This is a genomic window from Chryseobacterium manosquense (genome assembly GCF_014623485.1).
GTDB lineage: Bacteria > Bacteroidota > Bacteroidia > Flavobacteriales > Weeksellaceae > Kaistella > Kaistella haifensis.
On record NZ_CP060203.1, the window covers coordinates 1,426,413 to 1,453,040 of the forward strand.

Genomic DNA, 26,628 nt, shown 5'->3' on the forward strand with positions numbered 1-26,628 from the left:
GGTAACCACAAACGCTGCTACAAAAAAATTCTCATTATATTCTTATTCACCTCTTTTCACCTTTGTTTTTCTTTAAAATCGAAAATTTAATAGAAATGATTGAAAGAAATATTCAAAATCAGATATTGGAGCCATTGACAGAAAACTTCGCGTGAAATCGCCTTTTTTTGAAGGAACATAATGCCCTAAAAACAACAAAGGTGAAACCGAAGCTTCACCTTTATTTGAGTATTTAGAAAACAGATTAATATCCGAAAATTTCTTCCAAAGTTACTTCATGGAAAGTTCCCATTTTGTTGATGGCCGACATATCCAAGTTTTCTTTTTTGCCGATGATTGCAGTGTTGTACTTCATCGGTTTCACTTCGTTATTGTAGAAATTGGTCACATCCGCCAAAGTCAGTTTTTCAATTTCTGCATACATGTCTTTTCTTAAATCATAATCGATTCCCAGTTTTTTAAGGTTCATTTGATTGAAGAAAATGTTCGTTCTGTTGATCCTTCCGGAAGCAATTTGTTTCAAGGCTGCATTTTTAGCATTTTCGAATTGAGCAGGAACTTGTGGTAAATTCGCCATCAATTCATCCATTGCGTTCACCGCTTGCGGAAGTTTGTTTGCTTGCGTTCCGATATAAGTTGTTACATAATCCGGGTGATTCAGCTCACCATTAGCAGCATAAGAAACATACGCCGAATACGCTAAACTCTTGCTCTCACGGATTTCTTGGAAAACGATAGACGACAATCCTCGGCCGAAATATTCATTGAAAACATTGATTTTTCCTAAATTTTTCAAGTTCACATTGTTCCCCTTCCCTACTTTGCTCATTTCAGTTTGTACCATGTCGTAGTTGGTGAAGAACACTTTGCCTTCAGTAGCCGGTTCCGGGTAGTTTTTCTTTTCTGGAGCTTTTATGGTTTCCTTTTCCACAAAAGGTTTCGCATATTTTTTGAACGCATTGAAATCATTTCCGTAGAAGAAGATTTCATAAGGCATATTCAACAGGTTTTTGATTTTCGCGGTCATTTCTTCAGACTTGATGGATTTCAGTCTTTCCGCAGAAACTACATCCGAAAACCTTGAAACTTTTCCGTATTTCGCATAGTTGGAAAGTGCAGCCATGATTCTCCCTTTGTCTTTTTTGGCTATTTCACGGCTTTCGAGAATGGTTTTTATGTTTTCTTCGTAAACTTTTTGGTCAGGTTTTGCGTTTTCCAACCAATTTTTCAACAATTCGATTCCTTTCGGCATGTTTTCTTCCAAACCACTTAAAGAAATAATCAACTGATCGGGAGCAGTACGGAAATCGTTGGAAATTCCCAATTTGAAGAATTCTTTTTTCAAATCTTCCGCAGAAAGTTTGTTGGTTCCAAGATACTGCAACACCTGAGTCGCCAATCCCAATTCCTTGTCGTTATCGCTACCGAATGGGAAAATGAAGTACGTTTGCGCAATATCGTTGTATTTGTTCTTTACAAAACTCGCTTTTTTACCTGCAATTTTATCGGTTTTAATAGCTTTGGAATAATCAATAAATTCCGGTTTAATTTCGGAAGATTTTTCGCTAATGATTGATTTTAAGAATGGCGATTGATCTTCTTTATTGAGTTTAATTGGGGTAATACCCGGATTTTCAACTCGAACCAACTTATCGTTTACCCCTTTTTCTTTCTTAATGATTACGTAATTATCCTTGAAAAACTCATTGGCAAATTTCACCACATCATCTTTGGTAATTTTCTCGTACTCATTAATTTGGTTGAGTTCGCTATCCCAATTCTGATTGTTGATATAGCTTCCGTACAGTGCAGTTGCCAATCCATCGGCAGTTTCCAGAGATTTCATCTGCTGAATTTTCATATCATTAATGATTGCCGGAATTTGCCAATCCTGAAATTCTCCTTTTTTGATAAGTTCAATTTGATCGAGCAATAATTTTTTGGCTTCATCTAAAGTTTGTCCTTTTTTCGGAACAATCATCATTGAAAAATTCCCATAAGTTTTGAATGGAGACGAATAAGCCATCGCACGAAGGGCTTTTTGGCTTTGGTTGATATTTAAATCGATCAAACCGGTTTCTCCGGAATTGGAAAGCAAGTTGGCTACAATTTCCGCAAGTCTTGCATCTTTAGTTCCGTAAGAATCTGTTCTCCAAGCAATTTGCAAACGCTCTGCAGAAGGACTTTTCACAGTTCTTTCCACGATTTTGGTCATCGGATCTTCCGAAACCATTTTCTTCATTGGCAATTCTTTGTATTCGAAAGAACCGAAATACTGGTCCACAAGTTTAATTGTTTTATCGAAATCCAAATCACCCACCAAAACCATCGCATAATTATTCGGAACATAATACGTATCAAAATACTTATGGATCGCTATCATTGAAGGGTTTTTCAAGTGTTCGGATTTCCCGATGGTGGTTTGCTGCCCATTCGGATGTTTCGGGAACAAAGCGTCCATCAGTTCATAATTTACCAAGCGAGAATCGTTGTCTTGCGCACGATTATACTCTTCGTAAACAGCCTCTAATTCTGTATGAAACAACCTCAGAACCAATTCAGAGAATCGTTCTTTCTCCACTTTCAACCATTTTTCCAGTTCGTTGCTTGGAATATTGTTTTTGTAAACTGTTTCGTCGAGCCAAGTGTGCGCATTGGTTCCTGTTGCTCCCAAAGACGAAATTGCTTTATCGTACTCGTTCGCAATCGCATATTTGCTGGCTTCTTGGGAAACCTCATCAATTTTTTTATAAATTTCCTTTTTCTTCTCAGGATTTTGTTCAGCTTTATGTTGTTCATAAAGTGCTGAAATTTTGTCCAAAAGCGGTTTTTCTTTAGCCCAATCTGCCGACCCGAGTTTCGAGGTTCCTTTAAACATCATGTGTTCAAGGTAATGCGCAAGGCCGGTATTGTCTGCCGGATCGTTGTTACTTCCTGTTCTTACAGGAATATAAGTTTGGATTTTTGGAGCATCAAAATTTTGGGCAAGATAAACTTTCAACCCATTTTTTAAAGTATAAATTCTTACTCCATTTTTATCGTTGACTACTGTTTCATAGGTATAGCCGGCTTTGTCGGTCATTTTTTTTGTTTCAAATTGTTGTGCATTCATCATTGTTAGCGCTCCTATTAATGTTAATGTAGTGAGGATTTTCTTCATATATAAATTGTTAAAATAGTTGTCTTTAATTAAAACTGATGCGGTTTCAGCATGTTTTCCGGATCGAGAATTTCATCTAATTTCTCTTGAGAAAGAATGCCTTTTTCTAAAACCAAATTGTAAACACTTTTTCCGGTTTCAAGGGCTTCTTTGGCAATTTCTGTAGAGTTTTTATAACCGATATAAGGATTCAGCGCCGTTACAATTCCGATACTGTGTTTCACCATATTGAGGCAAACTTCTTTGTTAGCGGTAATTCCGGTGATGCATTTTTCTCTTAAAGTATCCATTGCATTTCCAAGGAAATTAATGCTTTCCATAATGGAATGCGAAAGAACCGGTTCCATCACGTTGAGCTGTAATTGTCCGGCTTCTGCGGCAAAAGTCACCGTCAAATCATTTCCTATTACTTTAAAACACACTTGATTTACCACTTCCGGGATTACTGGGTTTACTTTTCCGGGCATAATCGACGAACCAGGTTGCATCGGCGGAAGATTGATTTCAAAAAATCCTGCGCGCGGACCCGATGAGAGCAGTCGTAAATCATTACAAATTTTAGAAAGTTTCACCGCAAGTCTTTTCATTGCAGAAGAATAAATCACGTAAGAACCCGTATCCGGCGTAGCTTCCACCAAATTTGGCGCGGAAATAATCGGATAACCGGTAATTTGAGAGAGATTTTTTGCGCAAAGATTTGCATAACCAACCGGTGCGTTAATTCCTGTGCCAATCGCCGTTGCTCCCATATTAATTTCTACAAACAAATTTGCATTGCTGTTGAGTTTAGAAATATCTTCTTCCAAAGTTGCTGCAAAAGCTTCAAATTCCTGTCCTAAAGTCATCGGAACCGCATCCTGAAGCTGGGTGCGTCCCATTTTTATTACCTTGCTGAATTCCTGTCCTTTTGCTCTGAAAGCAGCAATGGTTTTCTTGAGTTTTTCAACCAACTCATCATTCATCTGAATAAGCGCCATTTTTATTGCGGTAGGATACGCATCGTTGGTCGATTGGGAAAGATTGACATGGTCATTTGGCGAACAAAACTGATAATCTCCTTTTTCTTTTCCTAATTTTTCCAAAACACGGTTGGCGATTACTTCGTTGGCATTCATGTTGACCGAAGTTCCTGCTCCACCTTGAATCATATCGATAGGAAATTGATCATGAAGTTGTCCTTCCATGATTTCATCGCAAGTTTCTGCAATTTTTTTGTAAAGATTTTCTTCCAATAAGCCCAACTCGTAGTTGGTTTTTGCAGCTGCTTTTTTCACCATCGCCAAAGCTTTGATAAAATGCGGATAAGAAGAAAGATACTGCCCTGAGATTTTAAAATTTTCAATAGCACGCTGAGTTTGAACACCATAATAGGCGTTTTTCGGAACCTGCAAAGTACCTAAAAGGTCGCTTTCATTTCTGAAATTTTCCATAAAAATAATTTGATGAAAAGTTAAGGTAAAATGTTGAATTTGAAAAACGGATTTGAATTTTTTCCAATAAAAACGGGCGATAGATTACCGCCCGAAATATTTTGTTTGATGATGTTTAAAATTATTTATTCGGATATTTCGAATTTAAAGCCTGCAAAATCGCCCATGTTTCTGCATCCATCACACCATCATATTTTCCCGGCCTGAAATGGTACTGAAAAGCTTCAATAGTCTTCTTGGTCGCATCATCTACCGTTCCGGATGGTTCCAACCCATAACCTAGCGATTTCAGTGCAGTTTGGTACTTAAAAATAAATTGAGGAGTAGAAACTTCTGTTACGAATACTTCCGGAACAATTTGGTCGACAAAGCCTTGTTTCACGGTTTCATCATACCACATTCCTATTTGGTATTCATCATATAATTTTTTCCATGGAAATTTCGGTCCCGGATCTTGTTTTCTGGTTGGTGCAATATCCGAATGAGCAAGAATATTGGTTGGGGGAATCATATAACGATTGGCAATATCTTTAACCAAAGCTGCAACTTTTTTAATTTGCGCATCAGCAAATTCAGGGAAAATTCTATTTCCTGAAGCATCAGTTTTGTAACCTGGATTTACAATTTCGATTCCTATCGAAGTATCATTAAGCATTTTATCGTTTCTCCATGAGCTTACTCCGGCGTGGTAGGCTCTTTTATTCTCATCTACCAATTGATAAATTTCGTTGTCGCCTAAATTATTCACCAAATAATGTGCGCTTACTGATTGTTGAGTGAGCACGGTAACCGATTTATCATCATCTAAAGCGGTATAATGAAGAATAATGTATTTCTGACGAAAATTTTGTGCGACAGCCGGAAAATAAGTATATACCACTTTATATCCCGAAGGATTTGCCGAAACAATAGAGCCATAACTAATCGTATTATCGTTTTTGGTAGCGTCGGCGATATTTACTTTATAAAAATAATGCCCATTTTCTCTTTTTAATTCCGACTGAGCAGCCGTCGGAGCAGGATTATTAACCGGTGTTTTTACCGTTGGAACATTTTTTTGTGGTGTTGGTGAATTTTTCTGAATATTTTTTTGAGAAGTGCAAGAAAAAAGCACCACGCTTAATCCCATGAAATATAATGAATTACGCATTTTCATTCTTTTTTAATTGATTTATTTTTCAAAAATACAAAAAAAATATTGCAAAAAGTTTTGGTTAGTATCAAAAACAATCCTATATTTGCACTCGCAATTACAGAAAAGAAGTTCTTAAAAATATTGCAAAGGAGGGTTGCCGGAGTGGTTAACGGAGCAGTTTGCTAAACTGTCGACCCGAAAGGGTCGCGTGGGTTCGAATCCCACACCCTCCGCAACCTTTGCACAAATTATTCGGGGCGTAGCGTAGTCCGGTCATCGCGCCTGGTTTGGGACCAGGAGGTCGCAGGTTCGAATCCTGCCGCCCCGACTTTTTTTTCACAAATTCCTTCGGGAATTTTTTATTTTCACTTCTAGGGTGCGTAGCTCAGCTGGATAGAGCATCTGCCTTCTAAGCAGACGGTCTCAGGTTCGAATCCTGACGCGCTCACCATTATTTTAAACCTCGATTAATTCGAGGTTTTTTTATTTAATGAAACTGCATAAAAAAAACACCGAAAATCAGTGTTTTTATGTTGCTTTAAAGCTGAAAATATTATTTCCTCACTCTTTTGGGCTTCTTGGCCTCTTCTTTCAGTTTTGCATCATCTATCACTTTCTGCGCAGCATTGTATAATGCATCATCAGACTCGTATTTCACCTCGTCGTAGCCAGGCGTATTGAGGAAGATATCTTGCCATTTCCTTAGTCGGTCTTTGGTATTCCAATTGAAGTCGGGGAAAAAGCGTTTCTCCCGAGAAATATGGCTCATCGGAAAGGTATCTACATTTGCTCCTACGTTGCAAGTGATAATTTGTACTTTATTTTCTTCAAATTCAGCTTCGATGGTCCCACACGTTGATAAGGACACTCCTATTCTTTCAGTTTCTTTGGTTTTCTCGTTCTGATCATCGGCATAGGTGATTGCTTGGGCATTTCCGATTACTTTAGCCAAATTAACTTTATTTTCTTTGTAGTAAACCGTCATCAGCTTCCCTTTCACTTGGTTGAATTCATCTTTTAAATTTAATGAATCGGCTTTACTGATGGCGAAGGCATTTCCCACTACTTTCAATGAATCAATATACTCGTTTTCAGTATCGAAATAGGCCTCAATTTTATCTCCAGTCACTTGTTTTTCGCCGCTCCACGCGATAGGTTTCCCGAAGAGATGCATGATTCCGTCGGTTTCATTAAAAGTTAAAGAATCTGCCCGAAGTTGAATATTGGATTTAAACATCCTCGATTTTCGGTAAGCTCTTAGGAAACTTTTCTTTTTGATAGGATTATTTTGATCTATTTTTTGATAAGCCAATATTTTTTCAGCCGAAAAATACATGGAATCCTTCTCCAAAATCTTCACTGCATAAGGGCGATCGGTCATCATCGCTGAATCTTTCTTCTCGAAAATCTCACCATAACCGCCTTTCATAAAGCGTCTTTCTTTAGGATCACGCAACATAACATTGCCTTTTGCCCTACCAAAACCTGTAATTTGATTAAAGTACATATCGTCTCCCGTAAGGATTTTACCATTATAGTTAATCCTGGAATTTTTCTTGAGGTACACTTCTTTGGAATTCATGTTGTACGAACCTCTTTCGGTGTACACTTGATTTGCCGGATTTTGCTTATTTGTAATGGTGGTGGGACCAAAGAAATCCGCAGTATTGGTGTTTTGGTTTTGTTTTATGTTGGTTCCTTCCACCGTATATTCGGGGTTGTTGATTTTCACATTACCGGTGAAATCGATCATTTTAGAGCTGAGATCGTAGGTAGCGGATTTGGTGTACATCACATTGCTAGCGTCCGAAATAGTTCCTCCGGTGTTGAAATAGGCTTTATTGGAAATCCTGTCGTAGTAGAGTGTTTCGGTTTTTATGGTCTGTTTTGGGTCTGTAAGGACTACATTTTTCTTAGCAATTCCTTTTTGGGAGTTACCGTCGTATTCCATTTCTCCCGCTGTAATTACGGATCCGTCGGCATTTTGCAGTTTCACGTTGCCTATGGCTTTCACGAAATTCTGTTCTTCATAGAAAATTACTTCATCTGCGCTGAGCAAAGAGCCTTGATGTTCGAACTGAACATTGCCTGAAAAATACGGATTTCCATTATACTTTTCTGGAGTTTTCTGAAAGAAATCTGAGTGGATAAGACGCACCTTTTGCCCTTGTGGAGCATTCTGGGCGCTATTGAAATACGGATCTTTCACCAAAGGATCCTTTGGCGTGGTGGTAATCTGTGAAAAAACATTCCCACTGATTAACATTAACAAAACGAAAAAGTTCTTCATTAATCTTTTTTGGTACCGTAGAAATAAAGTGAGTGAGAATCAATAGTTACGCCAAATGCACTTTCAATGGCTTCTTTAATTCCCTGAATTCTCGGATCACAGAACTCGATAATTTCTTCGATTTCCTTGTCGGAATCTTTCTTGTAAATCACCAAATGATCATGTTGTTTATCAAAATATGATTTTTCATAAGACGAGGAAGTAAGGGTTTTCTCACCAAATTGATGCTTGCGTATAAGACCAGCGTCGAGAAAGATTTCGATGGTGTTATAGATCGTAGCTTTGGAAACGTGATACTTTTTCTGCATCATGAGGAGGTAAAGATCGTCCACATTGAAGTGATGCTCCATATTGTATATTTCTTCCAAAATAGTGAATCGTTCGGGCGTATTTCTAAAACCTTTTTCTAGGAGGTATTGTCTTAAAACCTCTTTTATCGTTGTTATATTAAGTTCTTTCTGTTTAGTGTCCATTGAAAAAATTATCTACAAATTTATTGATTTTATTCTAAATGAAAACCGGTGAACCAACCACTAAAAAAATTCCCGGCAAGAACCAGGAAGAAATTGTTAAGCGTCGTAATGTTTAAAATTGACTTGCTGAATTCTTTTGGTAACAATTGTTTGATCCAGCAATGGTGCGGATTCAACAACAGCATTGTGTGGCGAAACTCCCCATGCTTTGAAATCGTCACTACCGATATATTTCACAAAATGGTAAATACTTAAGGTCAATTTTTCTTTCACCGTTAATAAAGTATCGTTAATATAGGTGTTATCAATGATTACATACTTCAAATCTGGTGGGATATTGTGGATTCTAAGCGACGGATGACTGCTTCGGGAAGGTATTGTACCTTCTTGCATCATATCCTCTAAAACCTGATCGAAATAATCGTTGATTCGTCGATCAATCTTAAAACCAAGTAGGAAATTAATTCGGTAAATCGTACCCGGCATAATTTCATCAATCGTATATTTAAAAGTAAAAGGATCTTCCTGATTGATAATATTCAGAATAAAATAATGATCTGCTCGCTTCGGTTGCTTTCGAAGAATGGAATAAATGATTTTCGCTTCAATTTCATCTTCTTTTTTAGCACGGCTAAGAAAAGCAAGATTTGTCGCATATTTAGGAATTGTTACATCGAGTTTTAAATCTTTAATGATAGAAACATATTTACTTATTTTAACGAAATTAATAAACTTCGCTTTTATCTGTCTTCCATTGTACCATGAGTACATGCAAATTCCTATAAAGCCTGCAAGTACCACCGTAATCCAACCTCCATCGAAGAATTTAATAATATTTGCACTAAAGAAACCTAATTCAATTGCACCGTACATTAAAAAGAAACTTAAAACAATAAGTTTATTTACTCTTTTCTTCAGCAACCAGAATGTAAGTAAAATGGTAGTCATAAACATGGTAACTGTTATTGAAAGACCGTAAGCAGCTTCCATCTTATGAGATTCTTTAAAATACAACACAACGATGATGCAGAATAGCAGCAATCCCCAGTTTATTCTTGAAATGTACATTTGCCCTTTTACACCAGAAGGATAATCAATTTTTTGGTTTGGCCATAAATTAAGAGACATCGCTTCAGAGAAAATAGTAAAAGAACCTGTAATTAATGCCTGAGAAGCAATAATTGCCGCAGCTGTTGCCAATACAACTCCAGGAAGAATCATCCATTCCGGCATAATTCCAAAAAAAGGATTTACCCCATTTCCTTGTACAGTTTCGTAATTTTTCAATAACCAAGCTCCTTGTCCTAAATAATTTAAGATAAGCATTAATTTAACGAAAACCCAACTTACGCGTATGTTTTTTGCACCACAATGACCAAGGTCGGAATATAAAGCTTCCGCTCCTGTTGTACATAGAAAAACCGCCCCCAAGATAATAATTGCACTTGGAGAGTTAACAATCAGTTTATAAGCATAATAAGGATTGAAAGATTTTAAAATAGAAAAATCCTGCACCAGATGCAAAACCCCTAAAATCCCCAAAACCAAGAACCAAATTACCATTACAGGACCAAAAAACTTCCCTATAAAGGATGTTCCGAACTGTTGAACGACAAAGATTACAATTAAAATAGCACACGTAATGGGTACAACCGGTGTATGTGGATTGTAAATTTCTAAACCTTCAATTGCTGACATTACAGTAAGTGACGGAGTAATGACCCCATCTGCAACCAAAGCCGATGCTCCGATAATAGCAATGAGGTAAAGCCATCGTTTTTTCAGATTTTTAATGAGCGAAAACAGAGCTAAAATCCCGCCTTCACCTTTATTGTCTGCACGAAGTGCTATAATTACATATTTTAAAGTTGTCTGAAGAGTAAGAGTCCATATAATACAGGAAAGCGCACCTTCTATGTACTCATCAAACGGCATGGTAGCGCCAACTTGCCTTGCATTTACAATCGCTTTCATTACATAGAGCGGTGATGTACCAATATCTCCAAAAACGATTCCTAAAGAAACAAGAACTCCTACAAATGAAAGTTTTTTCAGGTCAAAATGATGACCTCCTTCTGTAACTTCTGCCATTTCAGCTGATTATTTTAAGGCGCAAATTTATATCAAAATAACGAATCCTCAACACATTAGTTATGAATAGTATAAATGAAAAAACTTCCTTTCGGAAGTTTTTTTCTATAATTACGTCAAAATTATTTTGCAAATTACTTTACGTACATTGCTTTTTTAATTTCTTCTTTTACTTTTTCCAATTTCGGGAACCATTCCGCAAATAATGCAGCCGAATAAGGCGCAGGTGCATCTGGTGTTGTAATCCTCTTAATCGGAGCATCAAGATAGTCAAAAGCTTTCTGCTGAACCATATATGTAATTTCTGAAGAAACAGACGCAAAAGGCCATGCTTCTTCCAAAATCACCAAGCGGTTGGTCTTTTTTACAGAAGCAATTACGGTATCGAAATCTAACGGACGAACTGTTCTAAGATCAATTACTTCCACTGAAATACCTTCTTTCTCCACATCTTCAGCCGCTTGCATCGCCAGTTTCATAATTTTACCAAAAGAAACCAAAGTTACATCTTTACCTTCTTTTTTGATGTCGGCTTTTCCGATTGGGATATAATATTCCTCATCAGGAATTTCCATTTTATCGCCGTACATCTGCTCAGATTCCATGAAGATTACCGGGTCATTATCCTGTATTGCAGTTTTCAGAAGTCCTTTTGCGTCGTAAGGGTTGGACGGCACTACAACTTTCAGCCCCGGGCAGTTGGCATACCAACTTTCAAAAGCCTGTGAGTGTGTGGCACCAAGCTGACCTGCAGAAGCCGTCGGGCCACGGAAAACGATTGGGCAGTTCCATTGCCCGCCGCTCATCTGACGGATTTTAGCAGCATTGTTGATAATTTGATCAATTCCTACTAATGAGAAATTGAAGGTCATATATTCTACAATTGGGCGATTACCATTCATTGCTGAACCTACTGCAATACCGGTGAAACCCAACTCGGCAATCGGAGTATCTATCACTCTTTTAGGGCCAAATTCATCGAGCATACCTTTTGATGCTTTATAAGCACCGTTATATTCCGCAACCTCTTCACCCATTAAATAAATTGATGAGTCTTTGCGCATTTCCTCGCTCATTGCTTGTGCAATTACTTCTCTAAAAGTATATTCTGCCATAATTTTTGAAAAATTTAGAGTACAAAAGTAAAGTTTTTTTCGCAAATTTTCGGGCGCAACAGGACAAAAAAAAGCAACTCTTTCGAATTGCTTGTTTTTTCTTGTTGTAATGATTCTTTTATTTCACTGCGTGCCAAGTTTGGCTTCTTCCGATCAGTGAAAATCCAATATAACCTCTAACATTCAATTTATCTCCTTCTCTGGAGATGTTGCACTTGTAAGTTTTTCCAGTTTTTGGATCAGTAATGGTTCCTCCTGTGAATTCATTACCTTCTTTTTTCAATCCTCTCACGATTTCCATTCCCAAAAGTGGTTTGTTTTTTCTATCGTCTTTACAATCTACACAATTTGGATTAGCAGGTTTTATCAAAAGTTGAGAGATTTTTCCGTAGTATTTACCGTCTGATTTTTTGAAAATTTCTACGATAGATTTAGGCTTCCCTGTTTCATCATCAATTGTTTTCCATTTTCCTTCAATCTGAGCATATGAAAGAACACTGAAGAATAAAGCGAAAAATGCGAATGCTAATTTTTTCATGTTTCTAATTTTAAATTTTTGTTAAAAGTAAATATTTTTTATTAAACAACAAATTTATTGTTATTCTTATCATACTAATAACAAAGCAGGTGCCAAAATTCAGAAAATTAAACACTAGTTTAATATCTCTAATAAATAAAGCTTTTTAAGCTTTTCATTTCTGGTTTTAGGATTCAGAAATTTCAGAGAAAGTTTAGTAATTCTAAAATGCGTTTCCTGATGGAGAATTTTATACGGTTGTGTAATATTTTGTAAATCATTTTCGTATACCAGAACTCTATCCCCTTTTTTCAACAGAGAAACCTCTTTTCTAGGCGTGTTTTGTTGGGTATAAAAATCAAAAGACCAAATTTCATAATCTTTCGGCATGAAAAGATTTTGGGTTGAAAGTTGATTTTTTTCAAAATATTGAGCCATTTTTAAACCACCTTGATATTGCGTCAAAACAGGATAAAACTGCGAATTGAGAAAAACATTAATGGTTATAGCAAAAAGCAATGAGACCAAAACCCATCTTCTCACCATATTTTCTTTTTTGAAAATGTAAAGCAGTAAAGTTCCCACAAAAAACAAACCTACCACAAACAAGACCACTTCATGAATTCCTGTAAAATAATACGTGAGCAATAAAACGCCTACTAAACTTACCGAAATCACCACCAACTGAATCACCCAAAAAACTCTGGCTTTTTTCCATTGATTTTTTTCGAAAATTTCAAAAATATAAGAAGCGGTAAAAACAGAAAGAATGGGAATTAGTCCATTTAAATAATGAGGCAACTTAAATTTAGAAAAACTAAACACCAACATCACCAACCAGAATCCGCCTAAAGTTAAAAATTCTACGCCTTCTACTTTTTGAAACCTTACTTTAATCAAATTTTTAGTTCTTTCGAAAACACCCGTGTAAAATGCGATTGAAAAAGGTAAAAAAGCCCAAAGTAATGTGTGAAAAAAGAAAGAATAATCAGGACTATTTTGCTCAAAACCTTTGGCCTGTAAACGATTTACACTTTGATTAAAGAGAATAAATTCTACTCCTTCGTTTCCAAATTGATGATAATATGCGTACAAAATCGGTAAAATTCCCACTCCAAAACTGAGCGCGGCAAAAATGATTTTCAGATTAAAAAATTTCAACCATTCTCTAGAATACAGCAAATAAGAAAATACCGAAAATCCTATAATCACAATCGCCATCAAACCTTTTGAAGAAAAAGCCAATGCTGTAAAAAAACCTGCTAAAATAACATTAACGATTTTTTGTGTTTTAATAAAAGCTAAAAACTGCCAAACAGAAAGCGCAATAAAACCCGTCAAAACAGCATCTGTTCTTACATCGTGTGCAGAAAGAATAATGGTTTGAGACGCTAAAAATATCAGTGAAGCAGTATAACTTAGATTTTCATTTTTATACAATAAATCAGCAATCTTTTTTACAGAAAAAGCAGCTAAAAACAAGCATAAAATCGCTGGAATTCTATATGCAATATGACTAATGCCAAAAATCTTCATCGATAAAGCTGCGAGCCAAAAATGCAAGTGCGGTTTGTCTAGATAAGGATTATCTCCTTTATAAATTTCTAGAAAATTGCCAGAATTGGCCATTCTCATCGCCATTGTAGCATGTTGAGCAGAATCATTTTCCATGAGTGGAACAAATTGCCCAACTAAGTACACCAAAACAAAGCCTCCAAAAAGAAAAAAGATTTGATTTCTAGAAAGTAATTGATTTGGATTCATTATAAAAATCAGGTTTTTTAGTATTTTTGCAAAAATTTGCATTGCAAAGGTAACAAATCAAGCGCTACAATGGATAAAAATAAATTCTACTCTCTCGTTATTCCTATGTATAACGAAGAAGGAAATGCAGGAATTTTAATCGACAGAATTTCTGATGCCATGAATGGATATCACTACGAACTCATCTTAATAGACGACAATTCCACGGATAAAACCATACAAGAAATCAAAGAAAAAAAACATCCAAATGTAGTATTGATTGAGCTCAAAAAAAATTACGGACAAAGTTCTGCAATGATGGCTGGTTTCGATTATGCAACTGGTGATTATGTGATTACACTTGATGGAGATTTGCAAAATGATCCTTCAGATATCCCAGCAATGGTAGAACTTTTAGAAAATGGAAATTACGATTTGGTGGTAGGAAAACGTCAAAAAAGAAAAGATTCTTCCATCAGAACCATTCCTTCAAAAATTGCGAATTTCATCATCAAAAAATCTACAAAACTCAATATTTCTGACCAAGGTTGTGCGCTGAAAGTTTTCACCAATGAAACAGCTAAAGAACTTAATCTTTACGGCGAAAACCATAGATTTATTAGTTTAATGGCGCATTTAAACGGTGCTAAAATCACAGAAATCCCCGTAAAACACCACCCAAGACAACACGGCGTTTCTAAATACGGCATGAACAGAACTTTCAAGGTGATTAATGACTTGCTTTTGGTTTTATTCAATAAAAAATACCTTTCTAAACCGATTTATCTTTTCGGAAATATCGGTTTATTCACTTTTACATTGGGAGTTTTGGTTAATATTTATTTATTGGCGCTCAAAATTTTAGGAAATGACATTGGCGGAAGACCTTTACTAATCCTAGGTGTTTTACTTATTTTCATTGGCATTCAGTTTTTCACCACAGGAATTATTGTAGACATGTTGATGAAAACCTACTACGAATCTCAAGAAAAAAGACCTTTTAACATCAGAAATATCACAACATTTGGAGAAAGTCAATCTTAAAAAACTACTCATCAACTTTGCTAAAATTTTCATTAGCATTGCTTTGTTGTATTTCGTTTTTCAGAAAATTCCTTTTCGGGAAGTCACTGTTTTATGGGCAAAAACGAATGTTTTTTATCTCGTAATGGCTGCTATTCTCTTTTTGGCATCTCAAATTATTTCTACCAAAAGACTTGAACTCTATTTCAAAGCCAATAATTTCCATTTGAGTTTCAGAAGCAATTTAGAACTCTATTTTTTGGGAATGTTCTATAATTTTTTCATTCCAGGTGGAGTTGGTGGAGACGCTTACAAAGTCTATCTTTTGAATAAAAATTTTGGCTGGAGTGCCAAAAAAATTACCTCATCACTTTTTAATGACCGATTAAGCGGACTTTTGGCGATTTGCGTATTGATTTTAATATTTTCATTCAATTTGCTAGAAGCCAAATTCTTCCCAATCTTATTTGTGCTTTTATTGGTAGGATTTTTCTTTACTTATTTTTTGACTAAAAAGCTTTTTTCTACTTATACCAAAGTTTTTTTTAAAGCTTTTTCCTACTCATTTTTAGTCCAAATTTTACAAGTCATCAGTTTTATATTTTTATTAAAAAGTTTAGATGTAACTGACAATTTCACCATTTACGCGGTAGTATTTTTGGCAAGTTCTGTGCTCAGTTTAATTTCTTTTGCAGGAATTGGAGTGAGAGAAATGCTCTTTTTACAAGCGTCTAAATGGTTCAGTTTTCAGCCAGAGATTTCAGTTTCTGCGTCTTTACTTTTTACAATGATTACTGCATTTTTTTCACTTTTTGGAGTGATATTTCAAATAAGAAAGTTAAATTTGAAACTTACTGAAACGCCATGAATTTTATAAAAAATAATTTAGCCAATGCTTTCACTCTCGGGAATTTATTTTCTGGAAGCATCGGTGTTATCAATTTAGTAAACGGAAATTATAAAGTTGCCGCAATTTGCATCATCATTTCTTTGGTTTTAGACTTTTTAGACGGATTTGTTGCTAGAGCGCTCAAAGCCAATTCTAATCTTGGCGCGCAATTGGATTCTCTAGCAGACATGGTAAGCTTCGGACTTTTGCCTGGTGTAACCATGTTTAAAGCACTAGAAGGTTTCGGCAATCAATTTATGGATTTTGAACTTCCATTTCAGTTGAAATATTTAGGACTTTTCGTGGCTTTATTCTCATGTCTTAGATTGGCTATTTTTAATTTAGATGAAGAGCAAACGTATTATTTTAAAGGATTGAACACGCCTTCAAATACCATTTTAATTTTCGGACTTTATTACGCATTTCTCGAAAACGGAAGCTTTCAATTTATCTTTGAAAACCCTTTGTTAATGGTAATATTTACTATAATTTCTTCGTGGATTTTAGTAAGTCCTATTAAAATGATCGCCATGAAATTCAAATCGATGAAATTGGAAGATAATTATCCGAAAATCGCTTTGTTAATCGGAGCTCTATTGATTTTAATTATCTTTAAAACCGTCGGAATTCCATTGGTGATTTTATACTATATTTTGATTTCACTTATTTTTCAAAAGCAATTGAAATAAATTTTCAAATTACCAAATTAGTACATTTCCAAATTAAAAAAATGAATTTAAAACTCTATAAACCGCTCTGCATCTTCGATCTGGAAACCACCGGAACCAATGTAGCAAAAGATCGAATCGTGGAAATCTGCATCCTGAAAGTAAATCCGGACGCTTCCCGAGAAAGCAAAACCTGGCTCGTGAATCCCGAAATGCTCATCCCAAAAGAATCAACCGCAGTACACGGAATCACTGACGAAGACGTGAAAAACGCTCCAAAATTTAAAGAAATCGCTCCAAAAATTATGGAAATGATCGCCGGTTCGGATTTGGGCGGCTTCAATTCCAACCGATTTGATGTTCCGCTTTTGGCTGAAGAACTTCTGAGAGCCGGAATCGATTTCGATTTAAGCAAATTCAAGTTGGTTGATGCACAAACGATTTTCCACAAAATGGAGCCAAGAAATTTGACGGCAGCTTACAAATTTTACTGCAATAAAGAGTTGGAAAACGCCCATTCTGCTGAAGCTGATGTTTTAGCAACTTTCGAAGTATTGGATGCGCAAGTTGCTCACTACGACGAACTTCCAAACGATATTGCTGCACTAAGCGAGTTTTCTTTTCACACCAAATTTGCAGATTTAGCGGGAATGATTCATTTTGATGAAGAACATCAAGAGATTTTCGCGTTCGGGAAATACAAAGGACAACGCGTGAAAGACGTTTTCCAAAAGGATTTGGGCTATTACGGCTGGATTCAAAGCGCTGATTTTCCGTTATATACTAAGAAAATTTTGACAGGAATTCAACTTCGTTCGAAATTTTAATTTTTTAAGTCACAAAGATTTATTTAAGGATAAGTTTTTCAAAAGGTAACAATTTAATTATGAAAATAATTTGCATCGGCAGAAACTACGCAGAACACGCCAAAGAACTCGGAAATGAAATCCCTGAAAATCCCGTGATTTTCATGAAACCCGACACAGCGGTTTTAAAGAAAGGTTCGGATTTTTATATCCCGGAATTTTCGGAAGATATTCACTACGAGTTGGAAGTGGTTTTGAAAATTTCAAAAGGCGGAAAATATATTCAGGAGGAAAAAGCCGGAAATCATTTTGACGAGATTGCTTTGGGAATTGATTTCACTGCAAGAGATTTACAAACGAAACTGAAGGAAAAAGGACTTCCGTGGGAACTTGCGAAAGGTTTCGATGGTTCTGCCGTGATTTCGGATTTTTATAAAAAAGAAGATTACGATTTGAAAAACCTTCAATTTTCTTTGCATAAAAATAAAGCGGAAGTGCAGCATGGCAACACATCATTGATGCTTTTCAGTCCAGGAAAAATCATTGCATTTGTTTCGCAATATTTTACCTTAAAAACCGGAGATCTTATTTTCACGGGTACTCCAAAGGGTGTTGGAAAAATAGCTGAAAACGATATACTGGAAGCTTATCTTGAAAATAAAAAAATGCTGGATCTCAGAATTCAGTAAAAATTCGTAACTTTATACAACAAAATTTTTAAATTATGATCAATATTATACTACCTGTAGATTTCAGTGATTCTACAGACCAATTGATTGATGGATCAATAAAATTTGCAAAAGAAATCGGGGGAAAACTTTGTTTAATCCATGTTGCGCCCGCAGATATTGGTTTTGCAATTGGCGATATGGGATTTCAGTATTTTCCGGAAGTGGAGCAAAATGAGATTAAAGAAGAGCTGCTTCGGTTGAATAATATTCAGCAACGTGTACTTGCGGAAGGTGTCGATTGTGAACATCTATTGAAACAGGGTATTGCAGGCGATATTATCTTAGAATACGCCAAAGAAAAAAATGCGGCTTATATGGTGATGGGTTCACATGGCAGAAGCGGAATTTATGATGTATTTGTGGGAAGTCTTACCAAAGAACTTACTCGCCGCTCGCCAATTCCTGTACTGGTAATTCCGATTCATTAATAATTTTTCTACAAAAAAAACAATCCCGTAATTTTGAGAATTACGGGATTTTTATAAATAATAATAACTCGTAGTGCATTATAAAAAGGTTATTCATAATACGAAAAAAAATCGTATATTGTATTGAATACCAATCTAATACACTATGAATAACCTAGATGCAATTTACGATTTTATTTTAAATGAATTAAGAAAATTAACCTTAAATGAAAATTTTTATTTTAAACCTATTAAACCAAAATTGAGTGATTTAGAACTTATTGCCATAAATATTTCTGCAGAATATTTATCAATAGACTCAGAATATCAGTTATTTAGATATCTTTCAAATTCAAAACTAAATGGAATGATAGAAAGAAGTGTTTATAATCGCAGGAAAAGAAAACTCTTCTTGCATATGGAAAATATCAGAAAGATTATGGTTGATAGATTTCATGATCTTGAAAGGATTTTTATTGTAGACTCAATGCCTTTAGAAATTTGCAAAAACGCAAGAGCAAACCGCTCTAAAATCTGTAAAGAAGATGAATTTTCATTTCCAAGCAAAGGATATTGCGCTTCTCAATCGAGTTATTATTATGGCTACAAATTACACGCTATATGTTCTGTTTCAGGAATATTTCAAAGTTTTGATATTTCTACTGCAAGCATTCATGATATCCATTTTTTGCAAGACATAAAGCATCAAATAAACAATTGCACATTAATCGGAGATAGAGGTTATTTATCAACTCAAGTACAAACAGATTTGTTCAATTATGCAAATATAAAATTAGATACACCTATGAGAAGCAACCAAAAAAATTATCACAAGCAGAAATACATTTTTAGAAAATCAAGAAAGAGAATCGAAACGCTATTTTCTCAACTTTGTGACCAATTTAAAATCAGAAATAATTATGCGAAATCATTTAATGGTTTTAAAACCAGAATCTTAAGTAAAATTACGGCTCTAACTTTTATTCAATTTGTAAATGTTTTTGTTTTTAATAGAAAAATGAACAAAATTAAAGTATCTTTAATTTAATAATGCACTACGAGTAATAATAAGAATCAATTATTTAGTTTTCTTAGAATGGATTTTTGGATCGTAGTAAGGGTGATGTCCTTCTGTCGGTGAAAAATATTCTTTGTCTTTGTCACCTCCTAAAGTAGAAACCAAAACATAGCACCAATAGGTAAACAATGCCGAAGCAACGAGAAATAAAACCCAGTTAAGAACATTACCTGCAACATCAAAAAATCCGAAAGACCATTTGAATGCATCGCTTAAGAAGAGAAAGAAAGACGTCATTATTTTCCTTTTTTAAATTAACTTTGCACAAAATTAATAAAAATGTTTCGATTACTTTCAAAAGAAAGCAATATTTTTTCAATACCCATTTACATTGTCATTCTTCTTTTAATTGTAATAGGATTTAACTTCCTTGATTTCAATTCATTAGACATAATTTCTGCAGTGATAACTTTTGCAGGTGTTGCTTTGGGATATTTTTGTTTTAATGCTATTTCACTGAATTATCAAACGCATTTGCCTTTATTTCTTTATACTGTCTTTATATTTGCGCTATATCCCGGTGATTTGGATATCGGAATTGCGGTTTCTCTTTTCACCAACTCCATTATTATTCTGTTGCTTACCGATAATGATTTGGCAGTTCGCAAAAACGCAATCATCCTTGTAGGCGCTATTTTAGCTCTGAATTTTATTTTTTTACCCACCACTTGGCCAATGTTTATTTTTGTGATTTTTCATCTCATTGGGACTTCTGATCGCGTTGGACTTCATATTTTCAAACTGCTGTTTGGGATTTTGCTCGTTGCAATTTCCTATTTTAGCATTGCGTTATTTCTTGGAATGAATTCTTGGAATGAGGTTTATTTTCCGTTTCAAAATTTTGAACCATCAAAAAATATTAAACAATTACTCTGGCTTTTGCCCGTTGCTTTGATGCTGATTCATTCAGTGATTGATCATTTCAGGAATTTCAATAAAAAAAGTCCAACAAGCAAATTTAAATATACATTTTTGCTCATTTATTTATTCGCGCAACTTGCTACGATCTTCTTTTACATGGGGAATGTGTACGAATATTTGCTGCTACTTGCACTTCCGGCTTCCATTATCCTCAGCAGAATGTTAAGATTTTTGCCCAAATATTGGATGAAAGAAGCAGGACTTTGGGTCATTATTATCTCTTTGATACTTTTTAAAATGACCAATTATTTACAATTTTAACACTAAAAAAACATGATACAAATAGGCAATAAACTGATTTCTGAAGATATTTTTGAAGAAGAATTTGTGTGTAACCTCAGCAAATGCAAAGGCGCGTGTTGCGTTGCAGGCGATGTAGGCGCACCGCTGGAAAAATATGAAACAGAAATCCTCGATAAGATTTTCGATCAAGTGAAACCGTATCTTCGTCCGGAAGGTGTGGCTGCGCTAGATGAACAGGGAACTTGGACCATCGATCCACACGATGGCGATTATGTAACGCCGATGGTAAATGGCGAGGAATGTGCCTACGTGATTTTCGACGAAAAAGGAATCACAAAGTGCGGAATTGAAAAAGCATACGAAGATGGCGCGGTAGATTGGCAAAAGCCTATTTCCTGCCACCTCTACCCGATTCGCGTGACCGAATACTCCACCTTTACCGCGATGAATTACCACGAGTGGGAAATCTGCAACGATGCGTGTGTTTTGGGCAAAGAATTGAAAGTTCCGGTATATAAATTCCTGAAAACGCCGCTGATCCGAAAATACGGCGAAGAATTCTACACCACGCTTTGCGAAGCAGCCGATGAATGGAAAGCGGAATTTGGTTCGTAAAAAATTTCTATCTTTAAATAAAAAATGTCGGAACATTTTGAATTTTTAGATATTTACAAAGCAATTATTTCCATTATAGCAGGGCTCATTTTAGGTTTTGAAAGGGAAATGAAGGACAAATCCGCAGGGTTGAAAACAATCACCATCATTTGTCTGGGTTCTACTCTTTTTTCGATTATTTCCTATAAACTCGCCGGTGATGGCGATCCTACCAGAATCGCTTCCTATATCGTGAGCGGAATTGGTTTTCTGGGGGCCGGCGTAATTTTTAAAGAAGGTTTCACCGTGTACGGACTTACCACAGCGGGCATTATCTGGATTGCCGCCGCAATCGGGATGTCGATTGGATTTGGTGAGGTTTATATTGCTTTTACCTTCCTTATTTCTGCCATTATCATCATTAATTCGGCACAATATGTTTCGAAAAATTTGCTTCCGCAGCATCACAGTAAACTCCTGAAATTGCAGCTTCCTATAGAAAAGTTTTCGCGTAAAGATGACATTCTCACGGAAATTAGAAGCATTACGAAAGATGTTTCAGAAATTGCTCTCGAGAAAAAAAACAGCAGTGTTCTGATTACACTCGATATCCATATCAAAAATAGAGACATCAGGAAACTGGAATCTTATCTTATAGGAAACAGTGATCTGGAATATTTCAGCTACTAAAAATCCATCATTAATTCATAAAAAAATCCGTTCTGCAAAAAACAAAACGGATTTTATATTTATTAAAGTAAAATTACTTTTTCAGTTCTTCTAAAAACTCGTCGTGAGAGATTTTAGTTTCTTTTTTAGATGCTTTCTCCAGGATTACATCTTTTAGTTTTGCCATTCCTACTTCACTAGAAATCTGACGAACTTGCTCCTGATCTTTCAACATTTCTACTGCGTATTTCTGAATTTCTTCATCGCCCAAATGGTGAATTCCGTAGATTGCCAATTGATTTCTTACCAACTGCTCAGCTTGGGCCAAAACATCGCTATAATCTAATTTGATTTCGTTATCGTTCATCAATTTACCTTCCAAAATCTGGTATTTCAGTTGATTTTTTTCTGCTTCAAGGATTTCTTTTGCCTGTTCTTCAGACTGGATATTTTGGTTACTGAACATTAACCATTTTACCAAGAAAGTTTCAGGAAGTTTCACATCTTCTTTCTCGTTGATTTGTTCCAAAATCTTGTTCACGAAATGTACATCTGCATTTTGCTGGAAATATTCGTCAAGTTCTGATTTTACTTTTTCTTTAAGTTCGTCTTCAGATTTAATGTTTCCTTCACCATATACTTTATCGAATAATTCTTGGTTAAGTTCTGCCAAATTCAATCCGTAGAAATCTTTCACAGTAACTTCTAGTTGGTCGTGGTGCAAATGTTCAACTTCATCTTTGCTGAAGCCTAATTCTTTTGCTAAGTCCTCGTTTTTCTGTAAATCTTCTTTAGAAATTTTTACAGATCCATCCATTTTCAAATCTTTTACCAATTTGAAAGCTTCCTTCTTCTCAGCATCTATTACCACATTTTTCGGGTGATGGTGGTGCTCTCCTTCTGCATCTTCTTCTACAACTTGGCTGATTTGCAAAGCAACTTGAGAATCATCAGCGATGTTTTCTTGTACTACTTTTTCTGCAAATCTTTTTTGCATGTTTTCAATGCTTTGGTTGATTTCTTTATCAGAAGCTTCTACTTTGAAGTGTGGCGCTTCGTATTTTGCCAAATCAATTTTGAAATCTGGTTCGTAACCTACTTCGAAAGCAACGGTAACCTGATCAGCATTGTGGTTAAGCTCTTCAACCGGTTGTGGAACTGGCTGCCCAACCAATCTTAGATTATTTTCGTTTACATAATTATTAAGCGCTTCAGAAACTTGCTTGTTAATTTCTTCGAAAGCGATTCCTGCTTCATATTGTTTTCTTACCATGCTCAATGGCACTTTTCCCTTTCTGAAACCTGGAACTTGTGCATTTTTAGCATAATTGATAAGTTGTTTTTCAACTTTATCTTTATAATCTGCTTTATCTAGTGTAACTGTAAGTAACGCGCTTACTTCATCATGGTTTGTCGCTGTAACGTTCATTGTTATGTTTTGAAAATTTAGGTTGCAAAAATAGTAAAAATTTATTAAAAGATTCTCGCTAAAAAATCATAAAAAATACTAAAAAAAATCATCTGCAATTAAGCAAATGATTTATTTAAGCAAAATACCACAAATACACGCTTACCGAAGATTAATCGCATATTTGTGCATGAAAAATTTTTAATGAAGATATACCAGTACATTCACATCGGTTTCTCCACCGGAGGTTTGACCTTGTTGGTTATCAGCTGTAGGATAATTTTGATTCACAGAATTTGGGGTATGCACCAGTTTGATATTGGCTTTCCCTGTTGCTGAAACCGAATTAATTTTCCATTCAGTGCTTAAACCTACTTTATTTCCATCAGTTCTTACTACATCGTCGGAAGCACGTTTCACGGCAACATCAGAATCAGAGAATTGGAAAGTAATGAAATGCTCATCTTTTTCTGCGGTAATTTCTTCGTTTACACTTTCATAATGATCATCGTGTTTCACCTGGAAGTCCAATTTCACAGCGTAGGTTGCGCCTTGTTGCAATTGCAAAAATCCATCTGCTACACCTCCGATATAGTTTATTATCTGAACATCTGAAGCATTATTTTTATTGGTTGCAGTAATTACCAATTTTTCAATTTCTTCGTGTTCATGAATATCTTCGGGGATTTCGTTGCTATTTCTACAAGAAAACAAGATAAAAGCCGCAAATAAAAGTAAAGTGGTATTATATAAATTTTTCATTTTTTTATTTTTTTAAAGGTTAAAGGTTAAAGGTTCTTATTAATGAACTATTCGATTTTTTATTTAAAATTTAAATTGAACTGTCGCCACGAAATTTCGTCCGGGTTCCGGCATGAAATACCTCAATCTATTGAGATATTCTTTGTAACTGGTATTAAAAATATTGTTGACTCTGAAATTGAAGTTTATATTTCTTAAAACATCAAACCCAAATGCCGCATTGAAAATTGAATACGAAGCCGGTGTAGAACTGTAATCAATTTCTCGGGTAACCATAGTGCCGTTTTCGATGAAATCCACATTTTGGTTTCGGATTGGATATCTTTTCTGCTGAAATACGGTTTCGTTTTCCAACTTTACAAATAGATTTCCAGCTTTTTCAGATTTCCATTCCAGGGAATTTCTCCAATTGGTAGGCATCATTAAAATTAATGGTTCCTGATTTCCCAAATCGTCACCGCGCAAAGTACTGAAGGAAGAATTCAACTTCAACTGATCGGTAAATTTCAATTCCGCATCAGCATCCACTCCGAAAATTCTCGCTCTGATTTGCTGATAACTCCACACCACAAACACCCCTCTGTTGGTAGATTTCACCCCGGTTGGGATCTGGTTAATAAACGAATCCGAGAACATAAGATATGGATTGATTTCGAAAGATAGTCCCTTCATAAAGTCCACTTTTGCGATGGTAGAAAAATTCAGATGGTAGATGCTTTCTTTTTTCATGTTCAAAACACCTTCTTCCATAATCGCAGCAGAATGGTGTAGCCCATCCGCAAACAGTTCCGCCGCATTCGGAGCGCGTTCTGCTCGGGAAAAATTCAGTTTGAAATTCCAATTTTTATTTAATAGATAATTGAATCCCACATTTCCCGAAAAGTTATGATAATCTAAAACAGGATGTGTCAAAACTCGGCTATCGCTTTCTTTTAAAAAGAATTCCGGAAAAAGGTTCGCATATTTTTCCCAAACGGATGCATCGTAATATTTGTAAGCATCGTATCGGTTGAAATCGTATCTCGCACCTGCTTCTGCATTCAGCTGATCATTGATTTGAAATTTGAAAACAGAAAAAATTCCGGCATCGTAGCGAAAATAATCTGGAATCAAACGTCTTGCTTTAGTCGCCGGATTCGGAAAATTATCTTGCAAACCAACAGAAATTCCGCTTTCAATGTTCCATTTTCCTCTCTCCAAAAGATGGGTCAAGCTTGCATTATGAGTAGTTAATCGCAATTCCATCGAAGGAGTTTCGCTCAAATCACCTTTCCTGATGTCGTATTCTTTTCTATTATTCAACTGAAAACTATATTGCAAAGAGATCTTCCCGATATTGTAAAACCGTTTGTACGCAGAAATTTTTGCCAAGTGATGACTTACTTCCTGCTTTGGATTTTCGATATTATAACTGAATTCATCCAAAAAATAAGGCTGCCCCAAATTGATGGCTTTATAAAAATCTTCCGGGCCGCCAAGATGCGCACCTTTGAAAATTCCAAATTCCTGCTGAATTCCGCTGTAAAAAACATCAAAACCCTGCTTGAAAGAATGATTCCCGAAGGAAAAATCAAAAGAGCTAACTTCCGCTCCCGTATTTTGCAACGTGTGATGCGGAATGTATTGATCGCCCAACTTTTTATAGGATCCACCGGACTTTACAAACCACTGGTTTTCCCAAGTTTTAGCGACATCTACAGCAACTTCGCCACCTTTTCCGTTCGATATTCCAGAGAATTTCAATCGTCCTAAAATAGTATCTTTTTTTGGGGTAATTGCCGGTTCCAAAATCACCACTCCACCCACACTTTCGTTGCCGTATTTCAATGCAGATGCACCTTTTACTACATCAATATGTTCAAACATTTTCACATCAACATTCGGTGCATGCTCCACTCCCCACTCCTGTTCCGCCATTTTCACACCATTGTTCATGATCGAAACTCGCGTTCCGTACAAACCATGGATAACAGGTTTAGAAATATTATTCCCTGTTTTTAAAGCGGTGACACCCGAGATTCCGGCGAGCAGATTACCGAGATTTTCGGTAGAATTCCGGTCGATTTCTTCTTTGTTTAAAGTTTTAATCAAAACAGATCCCTCTTTTTTATGAATGGCGTGAATTTTCACGGTTTCTATTTCGGAGATATGATGTTCCAAATTAAGGGTAATTTCCAGATGTTTATCTACCACAATTTCCTCAGAAAGCGTTTCGCAATCCGGATGTGAAGCGAGCAAGGTGTACGTTCCTTTTTCAATGGCCTTAAAAATAAAATTGCCCTTTTCATCTGAAGTTTCGGTTTGATTTCCGATTTTGACCGTAGCGTTCTTCAATGGAATTTTATCATGAAAATCGATGATTTTACCTTGAATTTTAAAAGTTTGCTGTGCGCTGAAGAATGTGAATCCAAAAAGGATCAACAAAATATTGAAAGTAAATTTCATTTAAATATAAATTTCAAATTAATTAAATAC

General features: G+C 35.7%; 23 protein-coding genes and 3 tRNA genes. 13 read left to right on the forward strand and 13 right to left on the reverse strand.

Translation table 11 applies throughout. The annotated features are described in order from the left end of the window. Positions 1–244 precede the first annotated feature (244 nt). The 3 genes from H0S70_RS06650 to H0S70_RS06660 form a co-directional block, all read right to left on the reverse strand. Positions 245–3,160 carry a M16 family metallopeptidase gene (locus H0S70_RS06650; RefSeq protein ID WP_188322136.1) on the reverse strand — a complete coding sequence of 972 codons (2,916 nt, stop codon included), beginning with the start codon at positions 3,158–3,160 and terminating at the stop codon, positions 245–247. Positions 3,161–3,189: 29 nt separating this feature from the next. Further along, complete coding sequence (gene aspA / locus H0S70_RS06655; protein WP_188322137.1) at positions 3,190–4,590, reverse strand: aspartate ammonia-lyase; 1,401 nt, start codon at positions 4,588–4,590, stop codon at positions 3,190–3,192. 121 nt (positions 4,591–4,711) lie between these two features. After that, positions 4,712–5,740 (reverse strand): N-acetylmuramoyl-L-alanine amidase, encoded by a 1,029-nt coding sequence (locus H0S70_RS06660; RefSeq protein ID WP_188322138.1) that lies wholly within the window; start codon positions 5,738–5,740, stop codon positions 4,712–4,714. A 133-nt stretch (positions 5,741–5,873) separates the two neighbouring features. Between H0S70_RS06660 and H0S70_RS06665 the strand changes: the two genes are divergently transcribed. The 3 genes from H0S70_RS06665 to H0S70_RS06675 all read left to right on the forward strand — a co-directional run bounded on the left by H0S70_RS06665 (position 5,874) and on the right by H0S70_RS06675 (position 6,176). Further along, positions 5,874–5,958 (forward strand) — tRNA-Ser (locus tag H0S70_RS06665). A 20-nt stretch (positions 5,959–5,978) separates the two neighbouring features. Beyond that, a tRNA-Pro gene (locus H0S70_RS06670) sits at positions 5,979–6,053 on the forward strand. 46 nt (positions 6,054–6,099) lie between these two features. Beyond that, a tRNA-Arg gene (locus H0S70_RS06675) sits at positions 6,100–6,176 on the forward strand. Positions 6,177–6,278: 102 nt separating this feature from the next. Here the strand turns inward: H0S70_RS06675 and H0S70_RS06680 are convergent. The 6 genes from H0S70_RS06680 to H0S70_RS06705 all read right to left on the reverse strand — a co-directional run bounded on the left by H0S70_RS06680 (position 6,279) and on the right by H0S70_RS06705 (position 13,975). After that, positions 6,279–8,015: an OstA-like protein gene (locus H0S70_RS06680; protein ID WP_188322139.1), complete on the reverse strand. Its 1,737-nt coding sequence runs from the start codon at positions 8,013–8,015 to the stop codon at positions 6,279–6,281. Next, on the reverse strand, positions 8,015–8,488 hold the full coding sequence (locus H0S70_RS06685; protein ID WP_123248258.1) for a Fur family transcriptional regulator: 474 nt from the start codon (positions 8,486–8,488) through the stop codon (positions 8,015–8,017). The genes H0S70_RS06680 and H0S70_RS06685 overlap by 1 nt, the downstream gene beginning before the upstream one ends. Positions 8,489–8,584: 96 nt before the next feature. Continuing rightward, positions 8,585–10,579 (reverse strand): KUP/HAK/KT family potassium transporter, encoded by a 1,995-nt coding sequence (locus H0S70_RS06690; protein ID WP_188322140.1) that lies wholly within the window; start codon positions 10,577–10,579, stop codon positions 8,585–8,587. A gap of 134 nt (positions 10,580–10,713) precedes the next feature. After that, entirely contained in the window at positions 10,714–11,694 is a 981-nt protein-coding gene (locus tag H0S70_RS06695; RefSeq protein WP_188322141.1) for a pyruvate dehydrogenase complex E1 component subunit beta, read from the reverse strand. A 118-nt stretch (positions 11,695–11,812) separates the two neighbouring features. Beyond that, positions 11,813–12,232, reverse strand: a complete 420-nt coding sequence (locus H0S70_RS06700) for a DUF2147 domain-containing protein (protein ID WP_188322142.1) — start codon at positions 12,230–12,232, stop codon at positions 11,813–11,815. A 114-nt stretch (positions 12,233–12,346) separates the two neighbouring features. Continuing rightward, on the reverse strand, positions 12,347–13,975 hold the full coding sequence (locus H0S70_RS06705) for an ArnT family glycosyltransferase (RefSeq protein WP_188322143.1): 1,629 nt from the start codon (positions 13,973–13,975) through the stop codon (positions 12,347–12,349). Between the two features lie 69 nt (positions 13,976–14,044). On the opposite strand from H0S70_RS06705, the gene H0S70_RS06710 reads away from it, so the two are divergent. The 7 genes from H0S70_RS06710 to H0S70_RS06740 all read left to right on the forward strand — a co-directional run bounded on the left by H0S70_RS06710 (position 14,045) and on the right by H0S70_RS06740 (position 19,526). Continuing rightward, positions 14,045–14,998 (forward strand): glycosyltransferase family 2 protein, encoded by a 954-nt coding sequence (locus H0S70_RS06710; protein ID WP_188322144.1) that lies wholly within the window; start codon positions 14,045–14,047, stop codon positions 14,996–14,998. Continuing rightward, entirely contained in the window at positions 14,979–15,845 is an 867-nt protein-coding gene (locus H0S70_RS06715) for a lysylphosphatidylglycerol synthase transmembrane domain-containing protein (protein ID WP_188322145.1), read from the forward strand. The genes H0S70_RS06710 and H0S70_RS06715 overlap by 20 nt, the downstream gene beginning before the upstream one ends. Next, a complete protein-coding gene (locus tag H0S70_RS06720) occupies positions 15,842–16,555 on the forward strand; it encodes a CDP-alcohol phosphatidyltransferase family protein (RefSeq protein ID WP_188322146.1) in 714 nt (237 codons plus the stop codon). Before H0S70_RS06715 ends, H0S70_RS06720 begins: the two co-directional genes overlap by 4 nt. A gap of 41 nt (positions 16,556–16,596) precedes the next feature. Beyond that, positions 16,597–17,361 (forward strand): 3'-5' exonuclease, encoded by a 765-nt coding sequence (locus tag H0S70_RS06725; RefSeq protein ID WP_188322147.1) that lies wholly within the window; start codon positions 16,597–16,599, stop codon positions 17,359–17,361. A gap of 59 nt (positions 17,362–17,420) precedes the next feature. After that, complete coding sequence (locus H0S70_RS06730) at positions 17,421–18,029, forward strand: fumarylacetoacetate hydrolase family protein (RefSeq protein WP_031503536.1); 609 nt, start codon at positions 17,421–17,423, stop codon at positions 18,027–18,029. Between the two features lie 35 nt (positions 18,030–18,064). Continuing rightward, positions 18,065–18,499: a universal stress protein gene (locus tag H0S70_RS06735; protein WP_031503538.1), complete on the forward strand. Its 435-nt coding sequence runs from the start codon at positions 18,065–18,067 to the stop codon at positions 18,497–18,499. 145 nt (positions 18,500–18,644) lie between these two features. Further along, on the forward strand, positions 18,645–19,526 hold the full coding sequence (locus H0S70_RS06740; RefSeq protein WP_123249586.1) for an IS982 family transposase: 882 nt from the start codon (positions 18,645–18,647) through the stop codon (positions 19,524–19,526). Between the two features lie 30 nt (positions 19,527–19,556). Here H0S70_RS06740 and H0S70_RS06745 read toward each other — a convergent pair whose 3' ends face one another. Next, positions 19,557–19,793 carry a hypothetical protein gene (locus H0S70_RS06745; protein WP_123248268.1) on the reverse strand — a complete coding sequence of 79 codons (237 nt, stop codon included), beginning with the start codon at positions 19,791–19,793 and terminating at the stop codon, positions 19,557–19,559. 42 nt (positions 19,794–19,835) lie between these two features. Here H0S70_RS06745 and H0S70_RS06750 point away from each other — a divergent pair, with 42 nt between their 5' ends. The 3 genes from H0S70_RS06750 to H0S70_RS06760 are packed head-to-tail and all read left to right on the forward strand — an operon-like array spanning position 19,836 to position 22,004. After that, on the forward strand, positions 19,836–20,738 hold the full coding sequence (locus H0S70_RS06750; RefSeq protein ID WP_188322148.1) for a DUF6427 family protein: 903 nt from the start codon (positions 19,836–19,838) through the stop codon (positions 20,736–20,738). A gap of 12 nt (positions 20,739–20,750) precedes the next feature. Continuing rightward, positions 20,751–21,335 carry a DUF3109 family protein gene (locus H0S70_RS06755; RefSeq protein ID WP_188322149.1) on the forward strand — a complete coding sequence of 195 codons (585 nt, stop codon included), beginning with the start codon at positions 20,751–20,753 and terminating at the stop codon, positions 21,333–21,335. Between the two features lie 24 nt (positions 21,336–21,359). Continuing rightward, positions 21,360–22,004, forward strand: a complete 645-nt coding sequence (locus H0S70_RS06760) for an MgtC/SapB family protein (protein WP_088263593.1) — start codon at positions 21,360–21,362, stop codon at positions 22,002–22,004. A 73-nt stretch (positions 22,005–22,077) separates the two neighbouring features. Here the strand turns inward: H0S70_RS06760 and H0S70_RS06765 are convergent, their stop codons facing one another. From H0S70_RS06765 to H0S70_RS06775, 3 genes are all read right to left on the reverse strand, one after another. Beyond that, on the reverse strand, positions 22,078–23,412 hold the full coding sequence (locus H0S70_RS06765; RefSeq protein ID WP_031502070.1) for a trigger factor: 1,335 nt from the start codon (positions 23,410–23,412) through the stop codon (positions 22,078–22,080). 180 nt (positions 23,413–23,592) lie between these two features. Further along, on the reverse strand, positions 23,593–24,153 hold the full coding sequence (locus H0S70_RS06770) for a hypothetical protein (RefSeq protein WP_188322150.1): 561 nt from the start codon (positions 24,151–24,153) through the stop codon (positions 23,593–23,595). Positions 24,154–24,216: 63 nt separating this feature from the next. Beyond that, entirely contained in the window at positions 24,217–26,598 is a 2,382-nt protein-coding gene (locus tag H0S70_RS06775; protein ID WP_188322151.1) for a TonB-dependent receptor, read from the reverse strand. Positions 26,599–26,628: the final 30 nt, after the last annotated feature.